General features: G+C 54.7%; 17 protein-coding genes and 1 pseudogene. 8 read left to right on the top strand and 10 right to left on the bottom strand.

The features are described from left to right. Positions 1-19 precede the first annotated feature (19 nt). The 3 genes from GDH07_RS13055 to GDH07_RS13045 are packed head-to-tail and all read right to left on the bottom strand — an operon-like array spanning position 20 to position 5627. Positions 20-3034, bottom strand: coding sequence for an AAA family ATPase (locus GDH07_RS13055; protein ID WP_152897791.1), 3015 nt, complete (start codon positions 3032-3034; stop codon positions 20-22). Then, the gene (locus GDH07_RS13050; protein ID WP_152897790.1) at positions 3031-3618 is read right to left on the bottom strand and encodes an ABC-three component system middle component 1; all 588 of its coding nucleotides are present in this window, start codon (positions 3616-3618) and stop codon (positions 3031-3033) included. Before GDH07_RS13050 ends, GDH07_RS13055 begins: the two co-directional genes overlap by 4 nt. A gap of 2 nt (positions 3619-3620) precedes the next feature. Beyond that, complete coding sequence (locus tag GDH07_RS13045) at positions 3621-5627, bottom strand: ABC-three component system protein (protein ID WP_152897789.1); 2007 nt, start codon at positions 5625-5627, stop codon at positions 3621-3623. A gap of 251 nt (positions 5628-5878) precedes the next feature. On the opposite strand from GDH07_RS13045, the gene GDH07_RS13040 reads away from it, so the two are divergent. Beyond that, a complete protein-coding gene (locus tag GDH07_RS13040) occupies positions 5879-6097 on the top strand; it encodes an MbcA/ParS/Xre antitoxin family protein (RefSeq protein WP_152897788.1) in 219 nt (72 codons plus the stop codon). A gap of 195 nt (positions 6098-6292) precedes the next feature. Continuing rightward, positions 6293-7234, top strand: a complete 942-nt coding sequence (locus GDH07_RS13035; RefSeq protein ID WP_152897787.1) for a hypothetical protein — start codon at positions 6293-6295, stop codon at positions 7232-7234. 221 nt (positions 7235-7455) lie between these two features. Here GDH07_RS13035 and GDH07_RS13030 read toward each other — a convergent pair. Then, a pseudogene (locus tag GDH07_RS13030) lies at positions 7456-7639 on the bottom strand (IS66 family transposase); the annotation flags it as partial. Between the two features lie 162 nt (positions 7640-7801). On the opposite strand from GDH07_RS13030, the gene GDH07_RS13025 reads away from it, so the two are divergent. After that, positions 7802-10609, top strand: a complete 2808-nt coding sequence (locus GDH07_RS13025) for a UvrD-helicase domain-containing protein (RefSeq protein ID WP_218584734.1) — start codon at positions 7802-7804, stop codon at positions 10607-10609. A gap of 442 nt (positions 10610-11051) precedes the next feature. Continuing rightward, complete coding sequence (locus tag GDH07_RS13020; RefSeq protein WP_152897786.1) at positions 11052-14999, top strand: YobI family P-loop NTPase; 3948 nt, start codon at positions 11052-11054, stop codon at positions 14997-14999. A 449-nt stretch (positions 15000-15448) separates the two neighbouring features. Here GDH07_RS13020 and GDH07_RS13015 read toward each other — a convergent pair whose 3' ends face one another. Further along, positions 15449-16405 carry an aromatic alcohol reductase gene (locus tag GDH07_RS13015; RefSeq protein ID WP_152897785.1) on the bottom strand — a complete coding sequence of 319 codons (957 nt, stop codon included), beginning with the start codon at positions 16403-16405 and terminating at the stop codon, positions 15449-15451. A gap of 98 nt (positions 16406-16503) precedes the next feature. Here GDH07_RS13015 and GDH07_RS13010 point away from each other — a divergent pair, with 98 nt between their 5' ends. Further along, positions 16504-16953, top strand: coding sequence for a winged helix-turn-helix transcriptional regulator (locus tag GDH07_RS13010; protein ID WP_152897784.1), 450 nt, complete (start codon positions 16504-16506; stop codon positions 16951-16953). Between the two features lie 467 nt (positions 16954-17420). On the opposite strand, the gene GDH07_RS13005 is transcribed toward GDH07_RS13010, so the two are convergent. After that, positions 17421-17825, bottom strand: coding sequence for a hypothetical protein (locus GDH07_RS13005; protein WP_152897783.1), 405 nt, complete (start codon positions 17823-17825; stop codon positions 17421-17423). 517 nt (positions 17826-18342) lie between these two features. On the opposite strand from GDH07_RS13005, the gene GDH07_RS32520 reads away from it, so the two are divergent. Beyond that, complete coding sequence (locus tag GDH07_RS32520; RefSeq protein WP_152897782.1) at positions 18343-18660, top strand: hypothetical protein; 318 nt, start codon at positions 18343-18345, stop codon at positions 18658-18660. A gap of 36 nt (positions 18661-18696) precedes the next feature. On the opposite strand, the gene GDH07_RS12995 is transcribed toward GDH07_RS32520, so the two are convergent. Further along, a complete protein-coding gene (locus GDH07_RS12995; protein ID WP_123728177.1) occupies positions 18697-18915 on the bottom strand; it encodes a hypothetical protein in 219 nt (72 codons plus the stop codon). Positions 18916-19405: 490 nt separating this feature from the next. Between GDH07_RS12995 and GDH07_RS12990 the strand changes: the two genes are divergently transcribed. Both GDH07_RS12990 and GDH07_RS12985 read left to right on the top strand, forming a co-directional pair. Continuing rightward, positions 19406-20548 (top strand): hypothetical protein, encoded by a 1143-nt coding sequence (locus tag GDH07_RS12990; protein WP_152897781.1) that lies wholly within the window; start codon positions 19406-19408, stop codon positions 20546-20548. A 331-nt stretch (positions 20549-20879) separates the two neighbouring features. Beyond that, positions 20880-21098, top strand: coding sequence for an antitoxin Xre/MbcA/ParS toxin-binding domain-containing protein (locus GDH07_RS12985; RefSeq protein ID WP_152897780.1), 219 nt, complete (start codon positions 20880-20882; stop codon positions 21096-21098). 100 nt (positions 21099-21198) lie between these two features. Here the strand turns inward: GDH07_RS12985 and GDH07_RS12980 are convergent, their stop codons facing one another. The 3 genes from GDH07_RS12980 to GDH07_RS12970 all read right to left on the bottom strand — a co-directional run bounded on the left by GDH07_RS12980 (position 21199) and on the right by GDH07_RS12970 (position 25769). Further along, the gene (locus GDH07_RS12980) at positions 21199-23046 is read right to left on the bottom strand and encodes a chemotaxis protein (RefSeq protein ID WP_178124050.1); all 1848 of its coding nucleotides are present in this window, start codon (positions 23044-23046) and stop codon (positions 21199-21201) included. Further along, a complete protein-coding gene (locus tag GDH07_RS12975; RefSeq protein ID WP_152897779.1) occupies positions 23043-24803 on the bottom strand; it encodes a hypothetical protein in 1761 nt (586 codons plus the stop codon). Before GDH07_RS12975 ends, GDH07_RS12980 begins: the two co-directional genes overlap by 4 nt. A gap of 459 nt (positions 24804-25262) precedes the next feature. Next, positions 25263-25769: a hypothetical protein gene (locus GDH07_RS12970; protein WP_152897778.1), complete on the bottom strand. Its 507-nt coding sequence runs from the start codon at positions 25767-25769 to the stop codon at positions 25263-25265. Positions 25770-25781 lie beyond the last annotated feature (12 nt).

Here is a 25781-nt window from a genome sequence, read left to right as displayed (position 1 = left end):
TTAGACCAGCTGGCGCAAGCTAACCCGCAGTAAGTGGAGCCACACCCACTGACTGCCTGCGCTGTCCCTCCTCAGCAATCACGCCGTTGTCCGTAGGCACAAGCGACCATATCTTTGCTTCGATCCCGTCGTTCTGAAGCTTGCGCAGGAAGTACCGAGCTTGCAAAGCGTCGTGGGTCGCAATGACGACTTGGAAACCGTGGTCAACAATATAATCACGCAATAGGTCAAAGACTGCGGACGCATGCACCAAATCGTGGTGCTGTGTAGGGTCATCGAGCAATAGTGCTTTCCATGGCGACCATTGGTGACTCATGGCCATTGAGAGCAGGAACGTCAGCTGGAGATCAGTAAGCTGAGCTTCGCTTGCAATGTTGGGTACTGGCGCCGAGATCTTACCCAATGGCACCGATACGCCAGCTCGATCTCGGTTATAGGTGTTGACGAATTTCAGGCTCGCGTCATGGAATCTGGACTCACGAACGACACGCTTTAGCAGGGCCCGCCATCTTGGTTCGACTTTCCTGACATGTTTTTGCACATTGGCGATCTCTTTTTTCAGAGACCCATCAAGGGTATCCATGGCATCTGCGAGCTTGGACAACCGGTTGAAGGCTCCCCGAGCGTTTTCGATAGCCCCTTTGAGATAGGCCTCGTATGCCTCCTCCGTGCGATCCAGGCGTAGGCCATCGATAAAACGCTGCGCCATCTGCGAGTCATTTAATTTGGCCCATGATGCTATTTCAACACCGACGATTTCCAGCTCGGCGATGTGACCGTAAAGCTCACTCATTGCGGATCGTAATCTGTCCCCCCTAGCTTGAGCGGCCTCAACCAGAGGATCGCCTTCAAGTGCCAGCGCATGCCAGCTGGCGCGCACGGACGTGATCTGACTCTGGACTTGCCGTATGGCTTCCTCATTCAGTCGAACTACGCTACTTAATTCAATCAACTGGCTTTGCTGGGTGTCGAGTATTGATTGAAGTGTGCCCACTTTGCCGTTGAGATCGCTAACACGGAGATCTAGCTGGTTCTTTTCAATGGTGAGTTCCTCTAGCGTACGAGCGAGAGGAGCACCTGCTGTCAAATTGGAAAGCGTGGAGACTGCCTGATCGCGTCGGGTCAAAGCGTCGCTATACTCGATGCGTGCCTCATCAAGCGCATGGACTGAACCTTCGAATTCGGCGCGAGCCTGGTCAAATTCCTCTTGCGGGATCAAAAGCGCAAGGTCAGCGCGGCGCTCTAGGAGGCTAAGTCGACTCGCAGAAACACCTTCCAACTGCACCCTCAGAGACTCTTTGGCCAAGGGAACCGAATCGCTGGCCAGAATTGGATCAATACGGAACGCTTGAATTTCCCTCTCAAACTCTTGGCGGCTTTCTCCCAAGTGGGCAAGTGCAGTTTGACAGGCCTGAAATGCCTCAAGCGCAGTTGTTACTACGGATTCGTTGGAATTTACATCCTGCGCGGCGGCCCGTAACTTCTGTTCTGCGACCTTCAGACTAGGATCGATAGCCTTCAACGCCTTGGCAACCTGATCTTGCAGCTTCACGGCCCCATGATGTTCCAAGCAAAGCGGACAATCTTCTAGGTCGGGAGGCAGATGCTGGGCAATCGAGGCCACTGCCTGACGAATCGTGTCGGCAGAAGAACTCAAGGCTTGATACTCCGCCCTGGCGGTCATCTCGACTACCTTGAACCCTTCCAGCGCAGCACGTTGCTCAGCCAACTCCGCCCGCAGACGCTCCAAGTCTTCTTCCAGTTGGTCTGCCTCGTTGCGATTTGCCCTCAAACGCTGTTCCGACAGCTCCCACTGGACAACCAGTCGTTCACCGTCACGGAGGCGTAGTTCTGCCTGATCGAGCGATACAAGCTGGTTATCGAATTGGCTATGTTGGTTGCGAACCATTTGGTTGCTTTCGTGGCGTTCGCGCAATGTCCGACATTGCTGTTCCGCCGCAGTTACGGCAGTACCGGCCTGGGTCAACGCTCCATTGCGATGCTGTACCTGTTGGCGTGCGCTTGCTTCATTGACCAGGCCCTCCAGAGCTTGGTCAATTTTGATTCGCTCCTGTTGCGTAACCAGCATGCCAGCCTGATGCTCTTGGAGAAGAGTGGCATTATCAGAGCGAACTTTAGAGTGTGCCTCCAAGGTCAGATCGGAGGATTTGAGCTCTTCATTGAGTGCTGCCAAGCGAGCCTGCATCAAGCCAAAGCTTTCGACCAGGTTACCAGTCTCTGCTAAGCCGGCGATTTGTCCTTGCGTACGCTCTACCTTTTGACGCAGAACCTCGATGAGCGCAGAGTGAGCGACTGTCAGATTATCCTGATTCGCCGGCAGGACGAGTAAACCTGAAGGGAGCTGATCATGACTTTCAGTCTTTTCCGCCACTTGAGAAATGGCTCTAGCCAGGTCATCGCGAGGTCGTAAGGCGCCCACTGCACCAACGGTGGCGACATCACGCTCCTGGATAACTCCATTCCACTCGATCAGCTTTTGTTCAAACAGCCGCAGGTTATCCTCTTCACGGTTTTTCTGCTCTGTCAGCGACCGTCGCACCGCCGGAAGCGAGGTGCGAGCTAGTGCCCCGTCCCGACCGAGTGGCAGGCGAGCCAGCTGCGAGCCTGCTTCCTTCTCTTCGGCCTGCACAATCCAACCGTTTTCTCGCTGGTCTAGCAGGTGAGTAAGTCGGAGGAGAAAAGGGATATCGGTCGGCGGAATGTTTGGAAATAGCGCGCTGAGATCACCATCTTGGCTGACCTGACCCGACTCATTAATGCGAGAACTCACCGTCAGCCCAGCGAAATTCAAGCTCACATCGGCACACGATTCGTTATCACGAACGGCATGGAGAATATTTTCTCCCAGTCGAGAGATGTTACCGGTCAGCCCCAATTCTATAGCTTCGAATACGGTAGTTTTCCCGGTGCCATTGGGAGCGAGCAAAATGGTCGCTCCAGGACTCAGTTCGATGGTGACGTTGGAACCAAATTTGCGAAGATTCGTTAGGGTGATGGATTCAAGCTTGCTCATTGCTGGTTCTCGCTGCTGATCACCGAATCACTCAAGATTTGCACCACATCTCCTCCGTTGGCTGTAGACAGTAGCTCTGTCTTCCAAACAGCCATGTGCCGACCTGTCCAAGGGTGAGATTTGACCATCGCCTTAAATGCTGAAATTAGAGGATCACTCAAGGTTTCTACGTTACCAGGAGGATCTAGCGCAGCCAGGAAGGTGCGATCAAGGAAATCCAGGGCGTCCTCCAACTGACGCGCCACTACCTTGCGACAAAAACGGTCATCGGTCTCGATACGAGCCGCCTCGTTATCAGAAATGTCGCCAATCAACATGAACATATAAAGATCGGATGTTTCAGGCTCCGGTAAAACATCCCGGATATCAGCAGACCATTGATAGGCCGCTTGCAGAGAGCTTGACGGCACCTCAATCAACAATACAGTGCGCCAACCTGCATTCGTATTGCGTTGGCGTTTGAGCCGTAAAATGGTCGAAGGATGGTCTACATCCGGCAGCTCGATTGCTTCAGCAGCCTGCACTTGGTATCGGTTCTCAGCGCGCTGGCTTATCGCCGTCGTCAAATCTTCAAGCGTCATCATGATCACTGCCCCTTTCCACAAGCGTTAATGGCCGCGTCGCGCTCAATAAGCCATTCATTCCATTGTTTTTTGAAATATTCTTGCAACGACGTCAGCGTGCCTCTTTGCAGTTGGCTGTAGACCTGGAAACGCGTAATCAACAGGCGGGGCTGGCGCTCGGCGGCCATGCTATGTTCCGCTGCTCTATCGTCAGCCATTCCTGAATCACGTAAACATGTGGCAGAGGCCTCCACTCCTGACAGAACGACCACAGGGGCCGGCGACTGACCTAGCACCACCCGCAAGCTGTCCTCACTTATTAGTCTCGGGCCACCACGGTCTGTAGCGCCGCCAGACCAATGGCGCAAAGCGATGCTAAGAATGTCTCCTATTGGTGGAATTGCGCGCCAGTGCGCATCAGCGCCACCAAGCCCCACGCATGTCAACATCAGCATCAGGATTGCGACTTCAAGGAGCTCCAGCGTACGAGGGCCGATGCGCAATGCATGCTTCGCATCCAACCCCTCTGTTTGTGGATACATCAACTGTTCGAAAAGGGATTGCCGAGCCGTTTGGTCTGCTGATAGCTCAGGCTTCCACTCCCGCCACATGGCTTCCATGGCAGTGAGTAAATCCAGGTCAGTGATCTTGGCCATTTTTTGCTCGACCCGGTTCTGCAACTGCTGCCATACCACTTCGTTCATCGCGTCATGGAGCGCAGCTGACTCTCGGCGATTGTCTAGCTGCGATGTAATTGGGCGACCAAGCCCGCAGGACAGTGACTCAGTATTCTGGATCCACGGGAGGTCATCAAGGTCAGCCTCCCCGATTCCGAGGGTGCTGCCTAGCTCTTGATCTACGCCTTGACGCCATACGGGCTCGCCGAGCAGTAGGCCGTGGCTCCCGGCTTTTAGGTGCAGAGCCAACCGGAGAATGGCGGAGGGTAGGGCGGTGACCCCGGGGGAGGGAGAGCGGTACCCGGCGTGTAGCCGAAGCTGCCTGTTGAATGCACCCTCCTTCCAATGATGACTCACTACCTGGCTGGCAGGATTTACAGAGCCTCCTGTGTCAGGGCCGTCGAGGTCGTGCGTGCCCGTGACTGTCCAATCTTGACCTAGAGGGTTAAGTAGGTATTGAGTCCAGGTTTGAAAACTGGGACGGAGCATGTTCTGTAGCTGCTTTGCAGCTGAGTAGCAGCTGATTACGTTGGTGTCAGTGGTGTTATCAGAGATGTAGTCGATAAGAAGGCTTAGGGTCGTGCGCGAATTTAGAAAATGTCTGTCAAGAGAAGCAAGCGCGGCCGTTTCCAGCTCGGTCTCATCCCCCAGAGATTCGATGCTGAGCATCTGCATTTTTTCAACGACGTGCGACCAGTCCCTGAATCCGCACCAGGTCGTAAGCCATGTGTAGACCCTCTGGGTTGGATTGTCATCACGCTGGGATAAATCACCGACGCTAAGCCCGTCCTTGTTGCATGAGTCCCAAAACTCACGCAGATGATTAATGGTAGTGATATGTGCCTTGCTATGCCCTTTGATCGCTACGTCAAGGCCGGGGAGGTGCAGCGTGAAGGTACGTTTCGAAGGTTTTGCGCCGCTCGCTGGTGCCTGCCAGGACGCCAAGCTCTTCATTACTTTTTCGAGCTCCGAATCGAATTGGTCGTCAGCAGGATCCTTGGCTGCGTCGGTATCGACTGCCACATCGGCATCATCGACTGGATCAGACGGCTTGGAGCCTTCACCAGCCTTATCGCCCTTTGCCTTTTTTTCGCGGGACTGCAGGAAGGCTTCTTTGTCGACGTGTTTGTCGCTGAAGCAAGTGGTCTGCCGCTTGATTTGTAGGTGTTCCCAATGCTCCTCGGTATGCTGAACGACTACGTCGTCCCACTGAGGGATTCCACCCTGTTCGGCACCTATGAACATAGGGGCAGGACGCCCGTCCAGGTACTTGTCCAGCATATCGGATAGACGCCGAGCAATTACCAGCTTTTCGTAGCGGCCTTTTTGCTCAAGCCGGAACCTTTTTATCATAGAGAATCCCTTCAAGCGGCAGGTGCATCGGGCACAACTGGCAGTATGCCATATAGTAGCGAGACGGCTTCGCTCAAGGAACTGTGGTTTTATATAAATTGATGCCTTAGCGCATTGATTTCACCGGGGTACTAGGCACGCCTGAAGGTTAAGGTTTGAAGCCGGGATCCCAACAATAGCTTGCCCGGCGGGGCCCGTCGCGGGCTAGTAAATGCTAACCTGAGCCACAGTGACCGAAGGAAAACGGACACATGAGCAATTGGCCCCCTGATCAACACACCCGCTATTCGGAGGTGCTCAACGCAGCAAAGAGTCTGTTCGACGGGGATCTTGATGCCGCCATGCACTTGATGTCACGTCCACTGAAAACGTTTGGCGGCGACGCTCCTGCTGCCATGGTCGCAACCAGGGTGGAAACGGATGCGGTCATCGAGTTGATCAGGCGCCTGGAGTATGGGTTTGTGGCCTGAAGAAGCTTTGACCTTGCAATGGGCTGGTCGCGTCCGCCCACATCGTCTAACCATCAAGCCTCCACCAGAAGGCCATCTGTCACAATTCTCGCTCCAGATTCGATGTGCGCAATATCTCTCGGCGCACAGTCAAGCTGATGCGATCTATTCAAGTTTTTCGAACCACTACTCAAAGCAGATCAGGTAATAATCTTCATGGCATCCTCACTGACCCAAACCTTGGTTGAGCACATGGAACATGCGGCCTTAGCAACCGAAGCAAGGTGGGATCATCATGTCTACTGCTATTTAAACTTCCAAACCTCAGTAAAGACAGTTGTGGAGCATGGTGATTCCTTTAGCGCGCTACCCGGAGCTTTCAGCTCTGAAAATGAGCTTTATGATTGGGCGGGAACTGAATGCTTAACGATCTGGCCCATTACAACTGATGCAATTATCACAGTCAGTCAGACGTTCTCCTCGGAAAAGATGGTAGGCGCCTCCTTCCTTTGGGTTAAGGCTACTTCACCTTACAGGGAGCTTATGGTTTGGTGGCTGAATTACCTTCGGCGAGATAGAGGGCTTGCGAGCGTGCTGGACGCTGCCGCGACAGTTTACGAAGATGTAGCCCAGTCCTTGGAGCGAGAGCTGATTCGCAAGAAAATGCTCCCAGCGCGCCGAGCCAAGCAAGTCAGTGAATTCAGAGCCTTGGCCGCAGACTGTCTGGCAGCGTCCTCATCGGCTGGTGCAACCACATGGGAAAATGCAGGGGAGCAAGAGTGGCGCCTGCCTAAGACTTTTGACTCAACCCTCGATGCGGATCATGTCATTAACAAGCAATCGCTAAAGATGATGCCGGACGCGTGGGTCATGCTCGCCCCTGTCATCGCTAGCTCGAATAGGAATTTTGGTCGTGTGGTAGAGAAGCACGCCGTACCTTTTTCTCCGAGAGTCGGTTCGATCAATCTGGATGCGGCGACGGCGTTCAAGCTGTATGCATCCACGCTCCCTTCAGCCATCTCAACATTGGAGGTTCTGGTAAAACTCTTCAGCGATTCATTTGTAGGGAAAGGGCCTGGGCTTGAGGCAGAGCTGCAGACGGTAGCGAGCACGTTGGGCGGATTTTTAGACAAGACCAGTACCAAATTTGTGCGTTGAGGTCGGTTATATCCCAGCCTCATCCATGGCCTGATCGAGCACGACTCTCCGACGTAGTTTAGTGGCACCTTAGCCACTGCTCGGAATGCCGAAAAAAGTCCATCATCCAGATAGCGCGACAGCGCCATCCAGCGTTTCAGGCTGTAACCCAGCTCGGACACGCCGAGTTAGAAGCTGGCCTTGTAGCCCCCAAAATCATCGCAGACCAGCCTGTCCCTTCAGTCTTGCAGAAAGTTGCGAGTATGCTCTCCGGCGGCGACTGGAATTGAAGTCAAAAACCACTGCTGTCCTGTCCGAGAACTGGCTGGTGGCGTAGGCCCACACATAGGAACGGTGGGTTTTATTTGTGCCCGGCGCTAGCATGTGCCCCGGTGTTTCATCAGCGTGGACGACCTGCTGCCCCAGGCGCATGATCACAAGTCTGAAGATTAGTCATTGGTCGCAGTATTCGACAGCGCGATACGACTGGGATGGTAATAAACCAGAGAGCTGCCCCTATCAACGCGCGCGTCCGAAACCTCTGAAGATTGGGATAGAATCGCGCCTATTTGGCTGTAGGAATCGTGTATGTTTTTGGAATGGACGCCATCCAGGCTAGGGCGCTTGCTGACTAGATCAGCCAACTGGCGTCTTCTCGTCGAGAGCGATCGTCTTGTTGTGGCCGTCGGTGGAGAGCAATACCACATAACGCCTGAAACGCTCCCAAGCTTTGAAATCAAAAGCCGCATGCTCTGGTCGGAACTGGTGTGGCCTGCAGGCACCGGCGTGCGCTTTGGTGGACTGTCGAACCTACGCGCTCCAGCTCTGCACCGTGCGGTGGGCGATCTACTCAAACGATCCCGCTGCCAACGCTTCGATTCCTACTATGCCAAGCTGTCCGAGTGGCTCGCAGAAGTTGATCATACCCTAGCAACCGCTGATCAAAAGCACCGCTGGCTCACCCATGAAAACCAGCAAGCATTAATGCGTAGCAAACCAACCCTGGAGTTGAGCGTTGCGGCGCTGAAAGAGCTGCTTGAAACCCCAGAGGTGAGGGCTCATCTGAATGATGGGTATACCCAAGCTGAGCTCGACATCGAACGGTGGATGTCCGATTGGGCGAGCACATGGGAAGAGCGCAACAAGCTGCACACGAAGCGAGAGCTTAGTGACTGCCGGGAGCTTTTCGACAAGGTAGAAAGTAAGCCTTTAACTGACGAGCAGGCGGCGGCAGTGGTGTGCTTTGACAATCGGGTTCAGGTTGTCGCATCGGCTGGCTCTGGCAAGACCTCCACCATGGTCGCCAAGGCTATCTATGCCATGCACCGGGGGATTGTCAGCCCCACATCGATCGTCATGCTGGCTTACAACAAGGATGCTGCTGCAGAGCTGCAAGCTCGGGCCAATGCCTCTCTTGAGCGCCTTGGCCAGCCTAGCGTCGAGATCGCAGCCATGACATTCCATTCGTTAGGGCTGAAGATCATAGGTTCGGCTACCGGCAGCACACCTCATGTACCCGCCTGGGCGCGTAAAGAGCATCTCGCGTTGGCCAAGCTGGGCGAAATCGTTGATGACCTCAAAGACAAGTCTCCAGCATTCCGTACGCGTTGGGACATTTTCCGTTTAGTGTTTGGCCGGCACCTGCCTCTTTCGCGTAAAGACAAGCTGTTTGATACGACAAACTCGGACGGCGAGGGAAAACTGGTCACCCTAAAAGGCGAGGAGGTGGCCAGCCAGGAAGAGTGCATCATCGCCAACTGGCTTTTTTACAACGGTGTTGACTACCAGTACGAGCGTGAGTACGAGCACCCGACTGCGACGTCAGAACATCGTCAGTACTTCCCGGATTTCTTCTACCCAGGTCTAAATCTCTACCATGAGCATTTTGCTCTGGACGAAGATGGCCAGCCGCCTGAGCAGTTCAAGAAATACTTGGACGGGGTGGCGTGGAAGCGCCAGATCCACAAGCAGAAGGGAACACGTCTGATCGAAACGCTTTCGCATCAAGTCCGCACTGGGCAAGCGTTCACCCACCTTGCAAAAGAGCTCACCGACAGGGGCATCGAGCTCGATCCAAACCCTGATCGACCGATCCCTTCCAATGGTCTGGAACCCATCAAGCATGCCGACATGCTCGGGCTGATCCGGACGTTCATCACCCACTTCAAAAGCAACTGCTACACGGAACAGGATTTGATGGCTCGCTTGGCCGAAATGGACAGTGGGGCCTTCAAGTACCGGTTCGAGATGTTCGTTGACCTGTTGATTCCTGTAGTCAAGAAATGGAACGGAGCCTTGGCCGCAGAGAACGGAATCGACTTCGAAGACATGATTAACAAGGCTGCAGGGTATTTGGAAGCAGGGCACCGGTCGCCGTACGACCTGGTTATGGCCGATGAGTATCAGGACGCATCGCGAGCACGAGCCCGACTTTGCAAGGCTCTCGTTCGGCAGCCTAATCGGTTTCTGTTCGCCGTTGGGGACGACTGGCAATCGATCAATCGCTTCGCGGGCGCTGACGTTTCCGTCATGACAGGTTTTAAACCCTGGTATGGCCATGGCCAGGTTCTCCGGCTTGAAACGACGTTCAGATGCCCGCAGGCCATTTGTGACGTCTCAAGCCGATTCGTATCGAAGAACCCTGCGCAGTTCCAGAAGAACGTGAACTCTGTGACGGAGGCCATCGGGCCCGCTTTCCAGGCTATACAGGTCGGACACCGAAACAAAGTAGCCCAAGCGGTTGATATGTATGTCGAGCGTCTCTACCAGCAGATCTGCGAGGGGAGAGTGCCTTTGGGGCGAGGCGGTAAAGTGAACGTCTTCGTATTGGGGCGCTACAAGCTGGACGCCAAATTCCTGAGTGACGATTGGCAGCAACGGTTTGGGGATCGCATGGCATTCAGGTTCAAGACCGTGCACACCTCAAAGGGTGACGAGGCTGACTATGTGATTCTGCCCGGCATGGTCATGCGCGGGTTTCCAAACGTTAAAGTTGACGACCCGCTGTTCTCCCTGGTTATGCCGCAGGGCGACACATTTCCCTCCAGCGAGGAACGCCGGCTTTTCTACGTCGCACTGACGAGGGCAAGGCGCAGCGTTGCGATGTTCACAGTCGCAGGACGCCGCTCATCTTTCCTGCAAGAGTTGATCGACGAAGGTTTCGTAGCCCCCTGTGATGACAACGGACGAGCGATAACACAGCCGGCGTCCTCTGAACTCAAGTCCGATAGGGCCTCTGCCGGGGTGGCTGCGCAAGCTCCCGCCAAGGCCAAAGGGCCTGTCTGTCCAGGCTGTAAGGTAGGGGAGCTGATATGGCGACGAGGGCCGTACGGAGAATTCCAATCCTGCTCAACCTATCCCAGGTGCAAATACAAGCCGCAGAGGAAACGCATGTAGGGACGTCAGTCGTGAGCTTCCACCATGAGCTTGGATATTTTGCAGGCGAGGGTATGCGCGGGCAACAAGTCATTCACCGCGCATGCTTATGGGAATCTTCTGTTGACGACTAGCTGCTCACCGACACTCCATATGCACACGACGTCCAAGCTCCCAAGATTCTCGATCCGGCAGCACCGGCTAGGCCAGCCCAAATAACGTTCTTCTCAGCCTAATTAATCCTTTCCCGGCCTGGTCATGCGTGCGGATAGTGCAGAGGTAAACTAGCGCCTAGCTCTTGCCTGGTGAACAAAGGGTTCGCAGGCGAAGATGGCCGTGAGCTATCATCCCAATCCTCGTATCAGGCTCACCGGAAGTTCACCTTCCCGCTCAGACCCAAGATCGATCATTCAGTCTTCGGCAGATGAATGCCTGGTAGCCGCCAGCCTGCTTGGAGACACGGATGTTCATTCGCTTGCGCGCCATTTATCACCGGGCAGTACATGCCTATATCGTCTGGAACAACGAGACTCGCCGCAAGCTGGCCGCCCTGAAGCGATACCCTTGCGCGGTCGTCGCTGCTTATAAGGCCGCATATGCGTTCTTGGCCACACCTACTCATGAAAATCTGTTCCAGCCGCTAACCCCAGTGCTCATTGAGCCTGGCAAGATAGAGCGGTATGAGCGGGAGTTATTGAACGGTCTGAGGAACGATCAAGTCAGGAACATCGCTATTACGGGGGAGTACGGGGCAGGGAAGAGCAGCGTGCTTCGCACCTTCGTCCACCGCCACCCAGAGTTTGTCTACGCGTTTGTTTCGTTGGCTACCTTCGGCAAGGATAACGAAATCTCCGGGGCGTCTGAGCTTGTTAGCGATACCGACGGGGCCTCGGATTCTCCGCGGCCCTCCGAATCCTCCACCAAGGCAGGGCCGGAATCTAAATCCGAGGCAAACAAGGCTGAGTCCGATCTCGTTGCTCGGATCGAGGAGACGATCGTCCAGCAGCTCCTGTACGCCGTCCCAGCAAAGACGCTTCCCAAGACCCGCCTTAAGAGGATCGATCAGGCTTCCGGCCTGAAGATCTGGTGGAAAACGCTCTGCTATGGCGCCCTCATTTTGGCAGCGCTGAGACTTTACGTTCCTGTGGCAGAAAAGCTGCCGAAGATCGAACCGACTTGGCTCATGGAATGGCTGCTGTTGATCCCGAGCCCGCTGGCCGTCGGGATCGGCTTGTTAGGGTGCATATTCCTGCTACACACGTGTCTGAGGTTGTGTTCGCTTTTCAGTATCGATGGGTTGACGCTCAAAGGCGGGAAATTGGAGACCACCCACCATGGCTCCGTCCTGCACAAAAATATCGATGAGATCATTTACTGCTTTGAACGCAGCAGCATTGACGTAGTGATCATTGAGGATCTCGATCGGTTCGGCATCCATGACGTCTTCACCCGATTGCGAGAAATCAATTTCATTATCAAGCAATCACCTCAGGTGAAACGCCCCGTCTATTTCGTCTACGCGCTGCGCGATGAAATGTTCGTCGTCGGCGAGAAAACCAAGTTTTTTGACCTCATCATCCCAGTGATCCCCGTGATCAACTCGGAAAACTCCCAAGAAAAGATGATGGAGCTGCTGAACCATCGAACCTTCAAATCGAAACCCTTGGGCGAACATCTTGACCGTCGATTGGTGGAGACGGTCTGCTACTACATCGATGACCTCCGGCTGGTGAAAAATATCGTCAATGAATTCGATATGTTCTCAAATATCCTTGCCAGCGGCCTACGCCTAGAGCCAGACAAGCTGTTTGCGATTGTCGCCGTTCGAAATCTGCATCCCGGAGCGTACGCCGACCTGGTCAAACGCCGAGGGGCGGTTTATGGCGTCATCAAGGGACTGGCTGCCTGGAAAAACCAGGAGAACAGCGCCAATGCCAAGCGGCTTGATGACTTGCGGCGTGAGCGAGATGACCGGATCTTCGAACTGGCCAACAATGTTACTGAGCTGAGGGCCTACGTTTGGTTTGCGCTTCTTCGATTAGCCGAGATCGACATGGCAACCCATGTCTTAATCGCTGGTACTCGGTACACGCCTCAGCAGTTCGTGACCGACGAGGTGTTCGACGTATTAATGAATCAAGCCGGGCCCCTCTCAATGGTTGTCGTGGATGACTATGGTCGGTCAATCAGAAACCCATCTCGGAATGTCCCAAAGGATGAGCTACTCAACGCTACATCCTATGAAAAGCGCCATGCTTTGCTTGGCCGGCGACTTAGCACCATCGCGGAGGAAATCGCAGCGGTGGAGAGGCAATCGGATCAGGTCATCAGGATGTCGTTCAAGACCGCGGTCAGCAAAGGTTATGGAAACGTCGTAAGGAACAATCTCCTGGGCTTGGACGTCGTGAGCTATCTGATGCTGCATGGTTTCCTCGACGCCGACTACACGGACTACCTTGGTTATTTCTATCAAGGTTCGCTGACACCTGGTGACAAAGATCTGATCCTTTCGCTTAGACGTGGCGTGCTGCCTGAGGTATCCACGCCTGTCGATAGCCCTAGTACAGTGCTGGAGAAGCTTAAGAGCGACGAGCTAGACGAGGGCAGGGGGATCATCGTCGACTTGATCGCCTGTCTCAGCGCCCGACCAACCTCGTTCGCAACTAACTCAGCAGATGCCCAGCTAAGCCACATACTCAAGAGCGGCCTAAACGAACACCCCCAACGAATGGCCGTCGCTGTACGCGATCTTTTGAACCGAACAGAAGGGGCTGAATTTATCCGCGCCGTGTACCGCCTAGAACCCAAACTGTTTCAGAGCCTTTTCGACGCCAGGCACACGGGGGACGCTGGCGGGGTGTTTGAAGGAAGCGAGGCTCGTCAGTCCCTCGTCAAAGTCATCGCCGACAACCTGTCAGAATCCGACTTCAAGACCCTTGCCGATGGCGCTTCAACGGATCTGGTTCCTACGATCGATTGGCTGGAGGATGTATCACGACTGATGCCAGGATTAGAGAGCAATGTGGGAGCTTGGGGGTGGCTCAGGGCTTACCCAGTCCAGTTTGCCTCACTGGGCCATATGATGAGTCTCGCAGACCTCGAAAGGCTGATCGACTGGCGCTGCATCAAGATCAACCTGCCAATGCTATCGCTGATCTGCGCGAAGTCGGAAGCTGGACAGCATTCCACAGACGCCAAATCCGAACCTGCAGATGTGGGCATCGTGTCTCTGCGTAGACTGCAGGCTTTGGGCATCAATGGGCTCGGTGATTATCTGCTATCACACGCCGATGAGCTCGGTAGCGCATTGCTAGGTCAGTCCGCTGTCCTGGATGAATCAAGCGATTCCTTGGCCAGTTTACTAGCAGAACTGGATACAGATGACGACCTGACAAATCGACTCTTCGATCAAACGACCTGTGACCTGCACACACTCAATGACGCCCCGAGACATCTTTGGGCAAAGGCACTTGAAAGTGATCGCCTGGTGGCCAAGGCCGACGCTGTGTGGATCTTTTTTGAGAAGCTCATTGCGCCAGACCGCCACGTTTCGGGCGAGGAAGTCGGATCGGAACCCACAACGGTGTTCACCGCCTTCATCGCTCGGAATGCATCGGCTCTCAAGGAAACGCTGTGGCAGTCAACGAGCACAGACTGGGCGCTGCAACAGTATCTTCTGAGCTCACCCAGCATCAGTAATGACGTGCTCAAGGTACTGCTCGATGGAGTCGTGCTCCAAGATCTATCAATGATCAAAGCGGTCTTACCTGCGGGGCGCTGGGTCATGCTGGTGGCCTCATCATTCCTTCCATACAGCTCGGAGGTCAGGGACATCGTATTGAATACTTGCCCACACCTCGAAGGCCAGTACCTGGTTGAACGGTGGGATCTAGCAAAAGCTGAGATCGATATCGGCTCGCTCCAACTCAACTCGATGCTCACGCTGAGCAGAAGCAAAGCGTTGCCACTCACACTGAAAATTCAGATGTGGTCAGGGCTTAGCCTGGAGACGATTGAAAGCAAACCCGAAGCGGTTCCTGAGCTCGGCCGTGTATCTGCGCTAGCCAACCAAGCTGGCGAAAGGTTTGCTGATTCGCTGACGCCTGTGCTGCGACATCTGGTTCGCAACGCAAGCCTCATCCCGGAGCATCGCTCTGAAATGCTGACACAATGTCTTCCAGGGATGAAGTGGCCGGACGTTGCTGCAGCTCTAGGGTTGCTCGACGATGAGGACTTCAAAACCGTAAGCGCGAAGGTCAAGAAGATCAAGGTAAGAAACACCGATTCAAACCGGAGGTTGGTCAACGCTATGAAATCTGAGGGGTACTTGGCAACGGTGACCTCAGAGGACGGCGTCATCATCGCGACCACCAGGCCTTCATCCATGACATCTGAGAACGGATGGCTCTAGCCTGACCGTTGTAGGTAGCAGCTTAGCAACCACCATACAGCGTCGCCTGGGTTCACGATTTCTAAGCCGCTCGTCCAGGCGTTCAGTGAAATGTCTGGAGAGTGGGCGAGGATCGTTTGCGAGGCTTATGCCTTTAGACCCTGAGTTCCAGCTACGGTCGTGTGGGGATAACGAAGCAGAAGCTCACAAGCGATCGGCGACAGAAATCTAACGCTTTCGTCTTAAGGCCAGCCATTTCTATCAGCTGCCATCGATTTCCAGCTGTACAAAGCTGGTCATTTGCGTGGGCTAGTTCATTGACCAGCACAAGGGTACGTCTTGACCGGCAGAAATCGACCCATTGCGGACACTGAGGCTCTACGCTGAAGTCTAGATAGCTTGTCGTCCTCTAAACGCTCAACCTGTTATCAGCGTCCACTGACGAGCCTAGGGGGTTGCCGGCAAATCAGCTATCTATCGTCGCGCTCACTTGCCCCAAGGTTCGCCCGAGCCCATTGCTCAGCGGTGGTTACTGGAATCGACTGCTGTTCGTTGAAGGTTCCCGATTTAGGCCATGCCACACCTCTGCCCTGTGCGAATACAGCACGGTACTTTCTGATGTGATGGGTAGGGTCTTTCCTCAGCTCATCCATCAGGAACGGAACAGTCCACACGTTAGTTTTGAACGGACGACCGAGCGCATTTTCGAGGATGTTCGCGACTTGTCCATACGACACCGTGTCGCCTGAGAGATAGACAATCTCGTTGCGGAAGCGAGGCTCGAAGAAGACGATTTCCGCCGTGAGAGCGCCGATGTCGTCTGGTGTAGTGAGCGTCACGCTGTTCTCAAGACTGCCGAGAGCGTTAACGGTGTCATTGTCGAAGTCGACGACCTCAAATACGGGCTCGAAAAGGAAGCTGGTGAACATGCCCGTCGAGATAATGACCCATTCAGTTTTGTCTTGCGCGCGAAGCGCCTCGCGTACATCGAGTTGAGAATCGAAAAGATCTTGGGGGCTGCCCCGACCGATCACTTCGAAATCTACGCCAAATTGCCACGGGAAGTAGCGCTTCACCCCCGATCTTAGTGCTGCTGTTGCCAGTTTCATGGGGGTTTCTCGACCCGCGACCATGCCGGCACAGCCTATGACGGTATCAAACCGGGCGAACACTTCAGCTAGCTGTTCAATTGAATCGTTCACCAGGTCAGCTGCGACCATCTGAATGCCCAGCCCGCGAAGCTCATCGATTTCGGCCTTTTTCTCCGATATCTGAGTGTTGATTGTCGACTCCCGGAGAAGAACGCTAATTTGGGAACCGGGGGCGCGTTTTGCCACTCGCACGAGATTGCGCAAAACTGGGAGACCAAGCTCCCCGGCGCCGAGAACAAGAATGGATTGAGGGGAAAGCGGGGTTGCTTCGGTCATGATTCCTCCTGAGGCGTGATGCCTATAATATGAGCAAATGCTGGCATGATCAGGCAGTACTCGTAAGAAGGCACACGCGTGATACCGAGGAGGAATAAATGACCAATCAGGACGCTCTGAGCCAGGCAGAAGCCATCTGTCAAACGCTCCGAGAAGATGATGATGGCGTCAGGCGGGAAGTCCTCGCTCACGCAGGTAGCCGATGGTCATTGGGCATCCTGCATGCCTTGGGCGTGTACGGCGCGATGCGTCACGCCGAGATAAAAAGACAGATGACTGGGGTGACCCAGCGAATGCTCACCAAGACGCTACGCGCCATGGAGCGCGATGGATTACTGCTTCGACGGGAGTTCGGGGAAATTCCACCGCGCGTCGAATACGAGCTGACGCCGCTGGGTATGGAGCTGTTGGTTCGGATGTCAACCGTTTGGATGTGGGTGGTCGAAAACGCTGAGGAATTCCGCGAGGCGCGTCGAGCTTTCGACAGTCAAGGTGAAAACAAGCCCGCCTGGCAAATCCCCACCCCGGCACTCTTTGATCCAGAGTAATCGATAGCATGCACCCTCATTCAGATAAGTAGCACTCGATTTGACCTTACAAAAATCGAACGCATGCCTTTGGCCTACAGCCGCCTTCGCGAAGGGCAGCTATGGGTTGTGGATTCAACCGGTCAAGGCGTACCAGTGCGCTGGTCAAGCCCGATGCAAATGGTTGGTCAAGTCGAATGCAACCGGGTGGTCAAGTGGGATGAAAACGCTTGGTCAAGTCAGGTGCAATTTCCCAGGTGGCCTGCCTAGTATTGAATGTGATCGTGCGTGCAGGCTTTCCGTGACTGCTATCCGATCATTTCGAACCGGAGGGATCACCTGGATCGAGCACGCCCCCGGTCATGAGCTTGCTCGACCGAGGCTTGAGCGCTCAGGAGAGTAGGGGGCTCGTATTTTTCAAAGTGCCTTGTCAGTGACAGATGACTGGGCAAACGATCCAGCGTGCGGCGCCTTCAAGCCCCGGCTATTCAACGCTCCATCTTCCCTTCAAACCCATCCGCGCAAAACTCCAGATTTGGCCAATAGTTCTGGTACACCTCATAGTCGAGCGCCGTTGCGATCCCGCGGTTCTCGGCGTTCAAAACGCTCCATGCTCGATACATCCGGTGCTGCCAGTCAGTCTCTGTCACCAACCGGTGCGAAGTGTTCGATGACCAGCCATCATTCATAAGCGTTGTAACGAAGAATTCCGCAGCTGCATTTGCACAGCCGGCGTCGTGGGCAATCATCCTGTCCAGGATCGAATAGGAAATACCAATCGCCTGGAAGATCGATACCACTTGGCTGTCCAGCTTGTCGCTACATTGGGGAGCTTTCGAGGCAAGAGTCTGCTGCGGGATGAAGGCGAATAGGGTGGCGATCGGGGAGGTCATAGGTGCTGCCTTTATTGTTGTTGTTTTATTTCATGATGCCCATGGAGCAAGCGTCGCCGCAACACGTCGCATGATGTCTGCCCGGGCACTCATGAATCGAAGCCATGAGCCAAACGGAGTGCGCCAGCACGAGGATGTAAGCCCGGAGGGCCAAGACCCAGACGCAGTCAGGGCATGGTTCACAACAGCCGTGCTGCAGGCCGTGTCCATCCCTCAGGTGTTCCTGGGTCTGGCTTCACCGCGGTACGTGATCGCGAACAAAGCGCCCACGTGCATGCTCACCCCAGTCACGAGTGGAGGTTGTTCGGGACTTAGTGACCGGAATAGTGATGGAGTACAGATGTACCCCCAAGGACGGATGATGACTCACCACCCCCGTCTTGTTCACTGAGTCAACGTGGCTTCAAGCACTTTATCGATTGACGATTAACGCCATGTAGCGATCCGTGTATCTCACCGGTGCAGCTTGTGAGCCGTCTGTGATGTCTTTGAAGTATCAGCTCACGAGATCTGCTTGATGCGCCATACGACACCAGACGGTCGCTACTTCGTAGTCAAGGGTCAGTTATGGCGCTGCAGCAATCCCGCGCTATCTGATGACCAGCGCCAACAGTTGGTGCAGATGCTGATGGAGGCGCGGAGAGCCGTCAAAGTAGCGAAGGCAACAAATCATGCAGATCAGTTGCGCACAGCTCGAGCAGAAGTAGATCAGGCGAAAAGGGCACTAGGGGAGAGGGGCCCGGTATGGTGGAGCGACGGCAGCCCGGACTACAACCGCCACAAGGCTGTTAACACGCCCTATGCTGAGTGGTACCGCTCACTACCCGAGCCGTAGCGATCATGGGCGCAGAGACACAAATTTTGAGCCCACCTATTGCTTGACGCTCGCCGCTACTAGTTCCGCGATGCCTTGTCGCACGGCGTCGATGTTGTCGTCGAGAGTCGTCAGAGCACCATTCACATTTCCCACCACACTGCTTGCTCCTCGATCACCAACCCATTTGGCTAGCTCTTCGACGGCGGCGCGTAATGCATCCTGGTTATGGCTGAGGCGCTCAAGGACTTCAGCGGCTGTCCGTAGCTCTTTCATGATTAGCGAATCCTAGTAGGGTTGGCAGCAGACCTTGTATCACGGTTTCCCGCGGTAAAGCTGGCGTCCTGGTATTTCAAGGTACCGCCCTGGTTGTGTTCCGCTCCCCTCATTATGTTCACGCGAAAGCTGGAGAGCGTGCAGAACGAGGCTGCCACGTGAATTGATCCGCCTCGTCAGTAGGTTCGGTCGTGGCTTGTAACGGAGGTTGACTTCTATACTGTATTTACATACAGTATAGAAGTCCGGGGAGTGCTCCAATCTAATAGGTGTGGTACTGACTCTCTGACGTGCCTTCTCGGACTCGTGTAACTATCAGGATGATTTTTGCACGCACACAAAAGCCCCTTTCGGGGCTTTTTTCGTTTTAGAGTTCTTCGCCTTCGACATGGGTTTAATCACTCAGCCCTGCGGAAGAAATCAGTCGCATTTGATCACTCACCACTGGGCTAAGATTCTTCATTCTTATAACCAAGTGAAGCGAGGGGCTATGGCAGTTGTGTTCTTTCTACCGTGGGTATCTGCTGCCAAAGAGCTGCGGATCGCAGACCTACGCTTGATCCCTTATGAGCGAGGTCGACTTCCGGGTGAGTTGCTGGGCATACCGCAGGAAGCTTTCGACGGCGTACTAGGCAACTACGGCGACAGAGGTTTCGGCTCTCAGCCTTCACAGCCGATCCAGCAAGCCGCGGTCATCATTTGGGACGAAGACACACCGGGCCTTGAAGCCTCGGATGCCCAGATCCAGCAGCGACTGGTTCAGTGTTCGTATCTCGCATTCTCTGCCCTGGTAGGTCGGTCGTTGTGCTCAACTTCCGACTATTGCAACGCCGACACACTCCAGGTCGTTGCGCAGCGGTTTGATGTCGCGTCACCGGCTCATTCTTGTGTGACCACGCGCCGGCGTGACGGTGGAACACAAAACATGCTGGCGGGCAGGGCAGGGCTCAAGTTCATTCGGCCGTACCACGTCGACAACAGCTCGCGGATTACGCTCGACACCCCACTGCTTGAGGCACTACTCAAGCTACCTGCTGGGGAACTTAAGGAAAGTATCGACGAGGCGGTCGTTTCCTTTCTCAGAGCCAATACCGATGCGTCATCCATAGATGAACGATCCGAACTAATCCTGATGCGGGTCGCCATAGACACGCTGCTTGACGTTCCTCATGACAAAGCTGCCTTCCGCAGAGCCATCAACGAACACTTCGACGAGCTACCGAACCCGCCCATCTGGCATAAAGGGAGCCTGGACGAACAGTGGTGGTGCAAGCACTGGGACAAGTATGTAAATCGCCCGCTCGACGCCTGGGTTCACGATTTCTGTGCCGCTCGTAACGCCGCAGCTCATGGCCCCGCAAATGGTGAGAAGGGAAGCATCTGGCCTCGCCATAACCACCTCATGTTCTCCGCCTGGTTGCTGCCGCTGATCGTCAAAAAGCTACTTGTCCAAGCAGGGCTTTACGAGTTCACCGCCGAAGATAAGGTCGCGAGGGCCGGCTTTGAGGTCTTTCTGGCGCACGATCTGCTGGCCTTCACCGACAAGGATGAGAACAAGGTTTGGTGGCAAATAGCCGAGTCTGAGCTTTATCTGCCTCTGTTTGCTGAGCGATTGCAGCGAGCATGCGAATGACGAAAGCATGGTGTTGTGGACTTGAGTCAAAGCGTGCTGATACGCAGTGGAAGACGGGGAGGGAATCCGGGAGAGAAATGAAGATCTAGCTTGAAACCGCCCTCGACTCGGTGTGTAAACCAATTTTTTGATGTGTAAACCACCCCGCTTTACACTTCAAAAAACTGATTTACACATTTCCTGAGACGCCGGCCTCAGGCCAACGTAACCACCTGGAGGGATCGTAGTAACAGGCACGCCTGAAACTGCCACCAGGCGCGCCTATAAGGGGGAGACATTGAGGGGATGGCGATGGTGTAGTCTAGGATCAGACCGCAGAAGGAGCGTACTCATGAGCACTTTGCACCCCGATCAACAGGCCCGTTATTTGGAGGTGCTCGACGCCGCGAAGCGCTTGTATAGCGGCGATATCGACGCAGCCATGCACTGGATGTCACGTCCGGTAAAAGCATTTGGCGGCAAAGCTCCTGCCGCTATGGTCACTACCAGGCTAGAGACTGACACGGTTATCGAGCATATCAATCGCTTGGAGCATGGGTTTGTTGCGTGAGTAACACGCGGGGCGCCCTCTAGCCCTCGATCCCGCTGTCGGTTCGGGTGCGTCCATGGCATGAGTCGGCGTTCAGGGCTGGCCCGGTCACGCCCCGGAATCAGCTTCCCAAGTCGGTTGAAACGAAATTAATCACAGAATCTCCGCCTGATCTAAGGTCTGCGCCGGCCCGGCGCGCAGACCAGTAGGCCGAGTGAGCGCGTACGGTGGCGATACGAGACAGACAGTTATCTGAAACACGGTGTGGGGCAAGATCCTCCCTGATCACCAGTGGTAACCAGAGCTGTGGCGGCAGGGGAAGCCGACTGTTACGGCATGCCATTACGAAGACCGGCCAATGGTCTAGGCGTATAGCAGACAAGCCGGTGTAGTGTCCTTCTTCAGAACACTCCTTCAAAAGAATATGCCTAGCTGCAGCGCCGTCAGCCGTGATGGGTATGTCACACAGCGCTAAGCCGTGCGAGGGATTGCTGCGATACAGGGCGGCCTCAGTTTCAGGCCCCGGCATCCAGAGCTGCTGATTGCAATGTTTCATCTCGCTTCGTATGAATTGAGCGAATTGTGCACTAGCCTCCGTTTCGCCATTCAAGGTGGCCCAGAGCAGTGTGATCGGAATCAGAGCGCTGCCCTTCGTATGCTGCGCCCGGTATTCTTTTGTCCTGGCCTCGGGATGACGTATCAGTTCCTGATAGCTCCCGTGGATAGTGGGGTATTGATAATGCCTTGTGAAATTGAATTCGTAGTGGGTCAAAAGCTCATCGCAGTAGTCCTGCGCATGGCTGCGCCAGTCACTCATCATCGACAGGAACATCAAAGCACAACTGACCTCGATCACCTGCTCGTCGGCAACAGGTGAGAATAACGCCCGATTGTTATTGATGAGCTCGACAATATGCCGGGCGAGTCTGGATGCTTCCTCTGGCACCTCGGAGGCGCCAAGTACGCGTATCCCATCAGCGTCCAAATGAGGCCACAGAACCCATAGACCCCTGACCGCGATACGTCCCAGTATCTCAAACAGCTTAAGGTTGATGTCCACCGCGCTGTGAGAGTTCACGGAGCTGGCTAGCGCATCGCGCCTGGCTGCCAGTGGTAAGATCTTAACCTCCATTAGCTCCGCCCAGATCTTAGTGTGCAGATCCAGTAGCTCGCTGAAGGTCAACCCAATCCGAGTATGTCCGATCGACGCAGCCTCAATGTCAGCTTTCACCAGCTCCCAAGCTCGCAGAATGACCAGTTCACTGGCTCGGTAGGGGGCCTCGAGGTTCTCCTGCGTGCGCGCCCAAACGAATAGCACCGAGAGGCAGATATACATTTGCCGCAGCGTGGCGAGCCGCTGGGAGGCGTCCAGGTTATCCACCTCCGCGAGTCCTTCAATCAATGCGGTGAAATGGCGAACAGAGACATCAGGCTCATCAAGCATCGCGATGGACTTCTGAAACCGAGACTGAAGAGTCTTGCTCACGTGCTGGTGCTGGAGCAATCCGTCGGCGAGCAAGCCCGCCATGTAATCGCCATTCCACTCCTGAAAAGAAATTCGCTCATCGGTAAGCCTGCTGATCAAGCCTGTCAGGTTGTCCCTCACAGCCTCTTTCACACTACCGCCGAAGCACAGGCAAATCACGATCTTCAGTGACTCGTACTGTGCAGAAATCCGCTTGGGAATGTAGACGTCAATGATGTCGTTGATTGAGGTTCGCACTCCCTGGGGTACCGCATCCCACTCGGCCCGGGTCAAATCTCCCTGCTTGATTGTGAACAGATAAAGCTTTTGCTCGCCGCCCACCTCGGGGCTGATAGCGGCAACGTCTACCCCAAACTGGCGTGGCCCCGTCGATGGACGCGAGATCACGTTGAAGCCGAGCTCGCTTAAGAGATCAGGCAAAACGACGTCCAGCTCATTGCGTTCGCGGAGCGAGGCGAGGTACTCACGGAAGACGAGTTTCATTGCGATCGCTCCTCGTACAGAAAGTTGAGGATCTGGAGCTCCAGCGTGGAGGGTTCTAGAACCGAATGCCTCGCTAACTGGAAGGAGTGTTGGATAGTGGCGAGCGACTGTTCCATGCGGCGCATAGGCCCTGTCTCACCTTCGGCCATACCCTGCGGTGGTGGGAATTCCGGTATCCAGCTGGCCATGCCAGTGCCATAGAGCAGTAATTTCTCACTGCCCAGGCTCGCTATGAATGAAGATTTGCGGGCCTCTACCATCTGACTTTGCATTTCTTCATTACGTCGATGATGCTCCAGCTGACGCTCGCGCTCCGAGGGTTGCAACTCGAGGATGTGTGCGTTTCCGAGGCCATCCAGGTACTTCTGTAGCTCCAGCAATACTTGATCGACTGCCTGCGAAGCGGGATCGGAGGCATCAGCCGCTATCTCGTCCAAATAATCTGATCGCAAGCCTGAATAGTTGATCAGAACGGGATCGAACAGAAGGGACTGCAACGCCACCTTGGTTGCATCCATGGCGTTACGCATCAGGCTGACTATCAGGGATGCCATGTAAACGGGCTTCGAGAAAAAGACTCCAAGCGCTTTGCGCGCGATGAACAAGTAATCGCTATCTGCGACATCCATCGCCTGGCGGAAATCAAACGTGAATACTCGACTCTCACTGGCTGCAAATAGGCCTCGCCTGAGCGCCGTGGAGAGGCGCACTGACCCTGACTGAAGCCAAGACACCACCCACTCGTCCAGGACTGAACCGTCGCCGCTCTCGAGTTGATGCAGCACAGAGCTGAAACGTGTGAATGGGACGCCGGGGTCATCGAGGATGAACTTTTCGATCACCTGGCGAGCTTCCAACACCTCACCGTTCCTGATGATCCCAGCCAAGACGATATCCAACAGCTGGATGATTTCATCCTCTGGTTGACCTGACGCTACAAGCGCAAGGAGATCGCGACGGACTTGGGCACTGTACGGATTGGAGTTGCCCAGCAGCTCACGAGCTATCGTCTGTTTCGCCGTCAGAGTGACAGGGCTGGCAGCTTGCGTGATCAGTTCGTACGTTGAGTGATGAAGTTCCGACGGGGCATCCTTGTGCCATGCAAGCGCCAAAGTGAGCAGGGCGTCCCGCACTGTTGTTTCGGTCTCCCGCTCGACTACAGCGGAGAGGGTATCAACCAAACCAGCATCACGGCTTCGTACTTCAGCAGATAAATTACAGAGAGCTCTGGCAGCCTGGGTACGCTGAGTGGCCTCTCCATTGTTGAGCAACTCTAGCGCCTGGCCCAAATAGAACTCAGCATCGGAGTTCAGGCCGGCGCTGATGCATGCTTGGACGCAATGAAATCGCTGAGTAAGCGGGGCGCCCGCTTTGATAAGGTGGAGCAACTCAACGAGGCGCTCTTGCGAAGCCTGGCACCAGTTCATTATCACCGTGTATGAGGAATGGCTGAGCATGGGGTCATCTTGAGGGATTGCTCCAGCCATTAGCTCAAGCAAATCCGCACAGCTCGTAGCGAGTGAGCCCAACGCCGGCAGAAGAATTTCAGTCGCGTGGTACCGGTCGTTCCCCTCAGCCCAGGACAATTCAGGCAGAGGCAGCAAGGCGCGAAGATCGACCTCATTTGCGTTATGAGCATCGATCAAGGCTTGGGAAAAGGGCGCACTGTCATACCGCCAACTGTCCTTGAAAATCAGATCAAGCAGACCGCCGTTTGCCGCGGCCCCGATGATGTCATCTCGCGATGGGGTGGTCATCTCAACTCCTTGCAAGCAATCCATTGCTCAGGCATCGCCGAGCTCCTGATCCTGATGGTACGAGCTCGGCGAGAAAGAGGCGAGTGGGCAGCATCTGGGCCCGGTTGAATTGCATATGAATCCCCGCTCTGACGCGGGCTTTGCGCGAGACATCATTCGCACGCAAAACGAGCGCCAAGCTTAGGATGGGCCTGCGAACAGCGACTAGGACTGACTCGATGCGATTCGCTTAGCGGTCAAGCACAAGCTCCTCGCAAGCTAGGAGCGCCAGGCCATTGTTGTATGTTGAGGATGGAAGACAATCGGCCCCAGATCACGACTAAATGTGCCTTGGTTCAGAACAGCCATGCTGAAGGCTGAGTCTTATCGCTCGCCGGGGAGGGCGCTCAGAACGGCGGCACGCGAATATCATTTCCGGTGGCGGAGATGGCATGGCAGCTGAATCAGGTGCCTTTAATGCTAATGAACAAACTCGAGACGATCCCGGGCAGGCTGGCCGACAAAATCGACGATATCGAACTGAGCATTCACCGTCTCGCCGGCATTGATAGCGGCGAGCCTCACTTGTACGTGTTCGTCCCAAACAGGATCACAAAACCGCGTGTCCGGCCAGAAGTTATATGCTCCGTCTGCTACAAGTTTCTTGGCAAGCGCTCTCTGCTCCGAACCATTCAAACACCAAGCCGCAAGAACTCTATCGTCCCAGGTCGCGGACGTCAGAAGGTGTACTGGAGCAAAATAGCCCAAAGAAAATTGTTTGACTTCTCTGTCAAATGCATACATCGCATTCAACTGGTCTAAGCACGAGCCTTTAGCCATAGAGTCTACTAAAGTGAAAAACCAACCTATTGCCTGGAACTGACTGAGGCTTACAAGCTGTTTATGAGCGGTGGACAAACGTCTTCTGCTAAACCACCTTTTGGTTTTGGTTCTAGGTGCTGGGGCAGTTAAATTAATGACGGACACTTTCCTGCTTCC

The sequence above is a fragment of the Pseudomonas piscis genome, from assembly GCF_009380155.1.
Classification (GTDB): Bacteria; Pseudomonadota; Gammaproteobacteria; order Pseudomonadales; family Pseudomonadaceae; genus Aquipseudomonas; species Aquipseudomonas piscis.
Note: the sequence above shows the minus strand (reverse complement) of the source record. Positions and strands in the feature narration are given on the sequence as shown.

What these genes read in the sequence shown, in the direction of transcription:
- GDH07_RS12985 (WP_152897780.1), top strand. Translation starts at nt 20,880, where the DNA reads ATGAGCACTTTGCACCCCGATCAACAGGCCCGTTATTTGGAGGTGCTC.
- GDH07_RS12975 (WP_152897779.1), bottom strand. Translation starts at nt 24,803, where the DNA reads ATGACCACCCCATCGCGAGATGACATCATCGGGGCCGCGGCAAACGGC.
- GDH07_RS13045 (WP_152897789.1), bottom strand. Translation starts at nt 5,627, where the DNA reads ATGATAAAAAGGTTCCGGCTTGAGCAAAAAGGCCGCTACGAAAAGCTG.
- GDH07_RS13025 (WP_218584734.1), top strand. Translation starts at nt 7,802, where the DNA reads ATGTTTTTGGAATGGACGCCATCCAGGCTAGGGCGCTTGCTGACTAGA.
- GDH07_RS12995 (WP_123728177.1), bottom strand. Translation starts at nt 18,915, where the DNA reads ATGAAAGAGCTACGGACAGCCGCTGAAGTCCTTGAGCGCCTCAGCCAT.
- GDH07_RS12990 (WP_152897781.1), top strand. Translation starts at nt 19,406, where the DNA reads ATGGCAGTTGTGTTCTTTCTACCGTGGGTATCTGCTGCCAAAGAGCTG.
- GDH07_RS13055 (WP_152897791.1), bottom strand. Translation starts at nt 3,034, where the DNA reads ATGAGCAAGCTTGAATCCATCACCCTAACGAATCTTCGCAAATTTGGT.
- GDH07_RS13015 (WP_152897785.1), bottom strand. Translation starts at nt 16,405, where the DNA reads ATGACCGAAGCAACCCCGCTTTCCCCTCAATCCATTCTTGTTCTCGGC.
- GDH07_RS13040 (WP_152897788.1), top strand. Translation starts at nt 5,879, where the DNA reads ATGAGCAATTGGCCCCCTGATCAACACACCCGCTATTCGGAGGTGCTC.
- GDH07_RS13005 (WP_152897783.1), bottom strand. Translation starts at nt 17,825, where the DNA reads ATGACCTCCCCGATCGCCACCCTATTCGCCTTCATCCCGCAGCAGACT.
- GDH07_RS13010 (WP_152897784.1), top strand. Translation starts at nt 16,504, where the DNA reads ATGACCAATCAGGACGCTCTGAGCCAGGCAGAAGCCATCTGTCAAACG.
- GDH07_RS13050 (WP_152897790.1), bottom strand. Translation starts at nt 3,618, where the DNA reads ATGATGACGCTTGAAGATTTGACGACGGCGATAAGCCAGCGCGCTGAG.
- GDH07_RS13035 (WP_152897787.1), top strand. Translation starts at nt 6,293, where the DNA reads ATGGCATCCTCACTGACCCAAACCTTGGTTGAGCACATGGAACATGCG.
- GDH07_RS12980 (WP_178124050.1), bottom strand. Translation starts at nt 23,046, where the DNA reads ATGAAACTCGTCTTCCGTGAGTACCTCGCCTCGCTCCGCGAACGCAAT.
- GDH07_RS32520 (WP_152897782.1), top strand. Translation starts at nt 18,343, where the DNA reads ATGCGCCATACGACACCAGACGGTCGCTACTTCGTAGTCAAGGGTCAG.
- GDH07_RS13020 (WP_152897786.1), top strand. Translation starts at nt 11,052, where the DNA reads ATGTTCATTCGCTTGCGCGCCATTTATCACCGGGCAGTACATGCCTAT.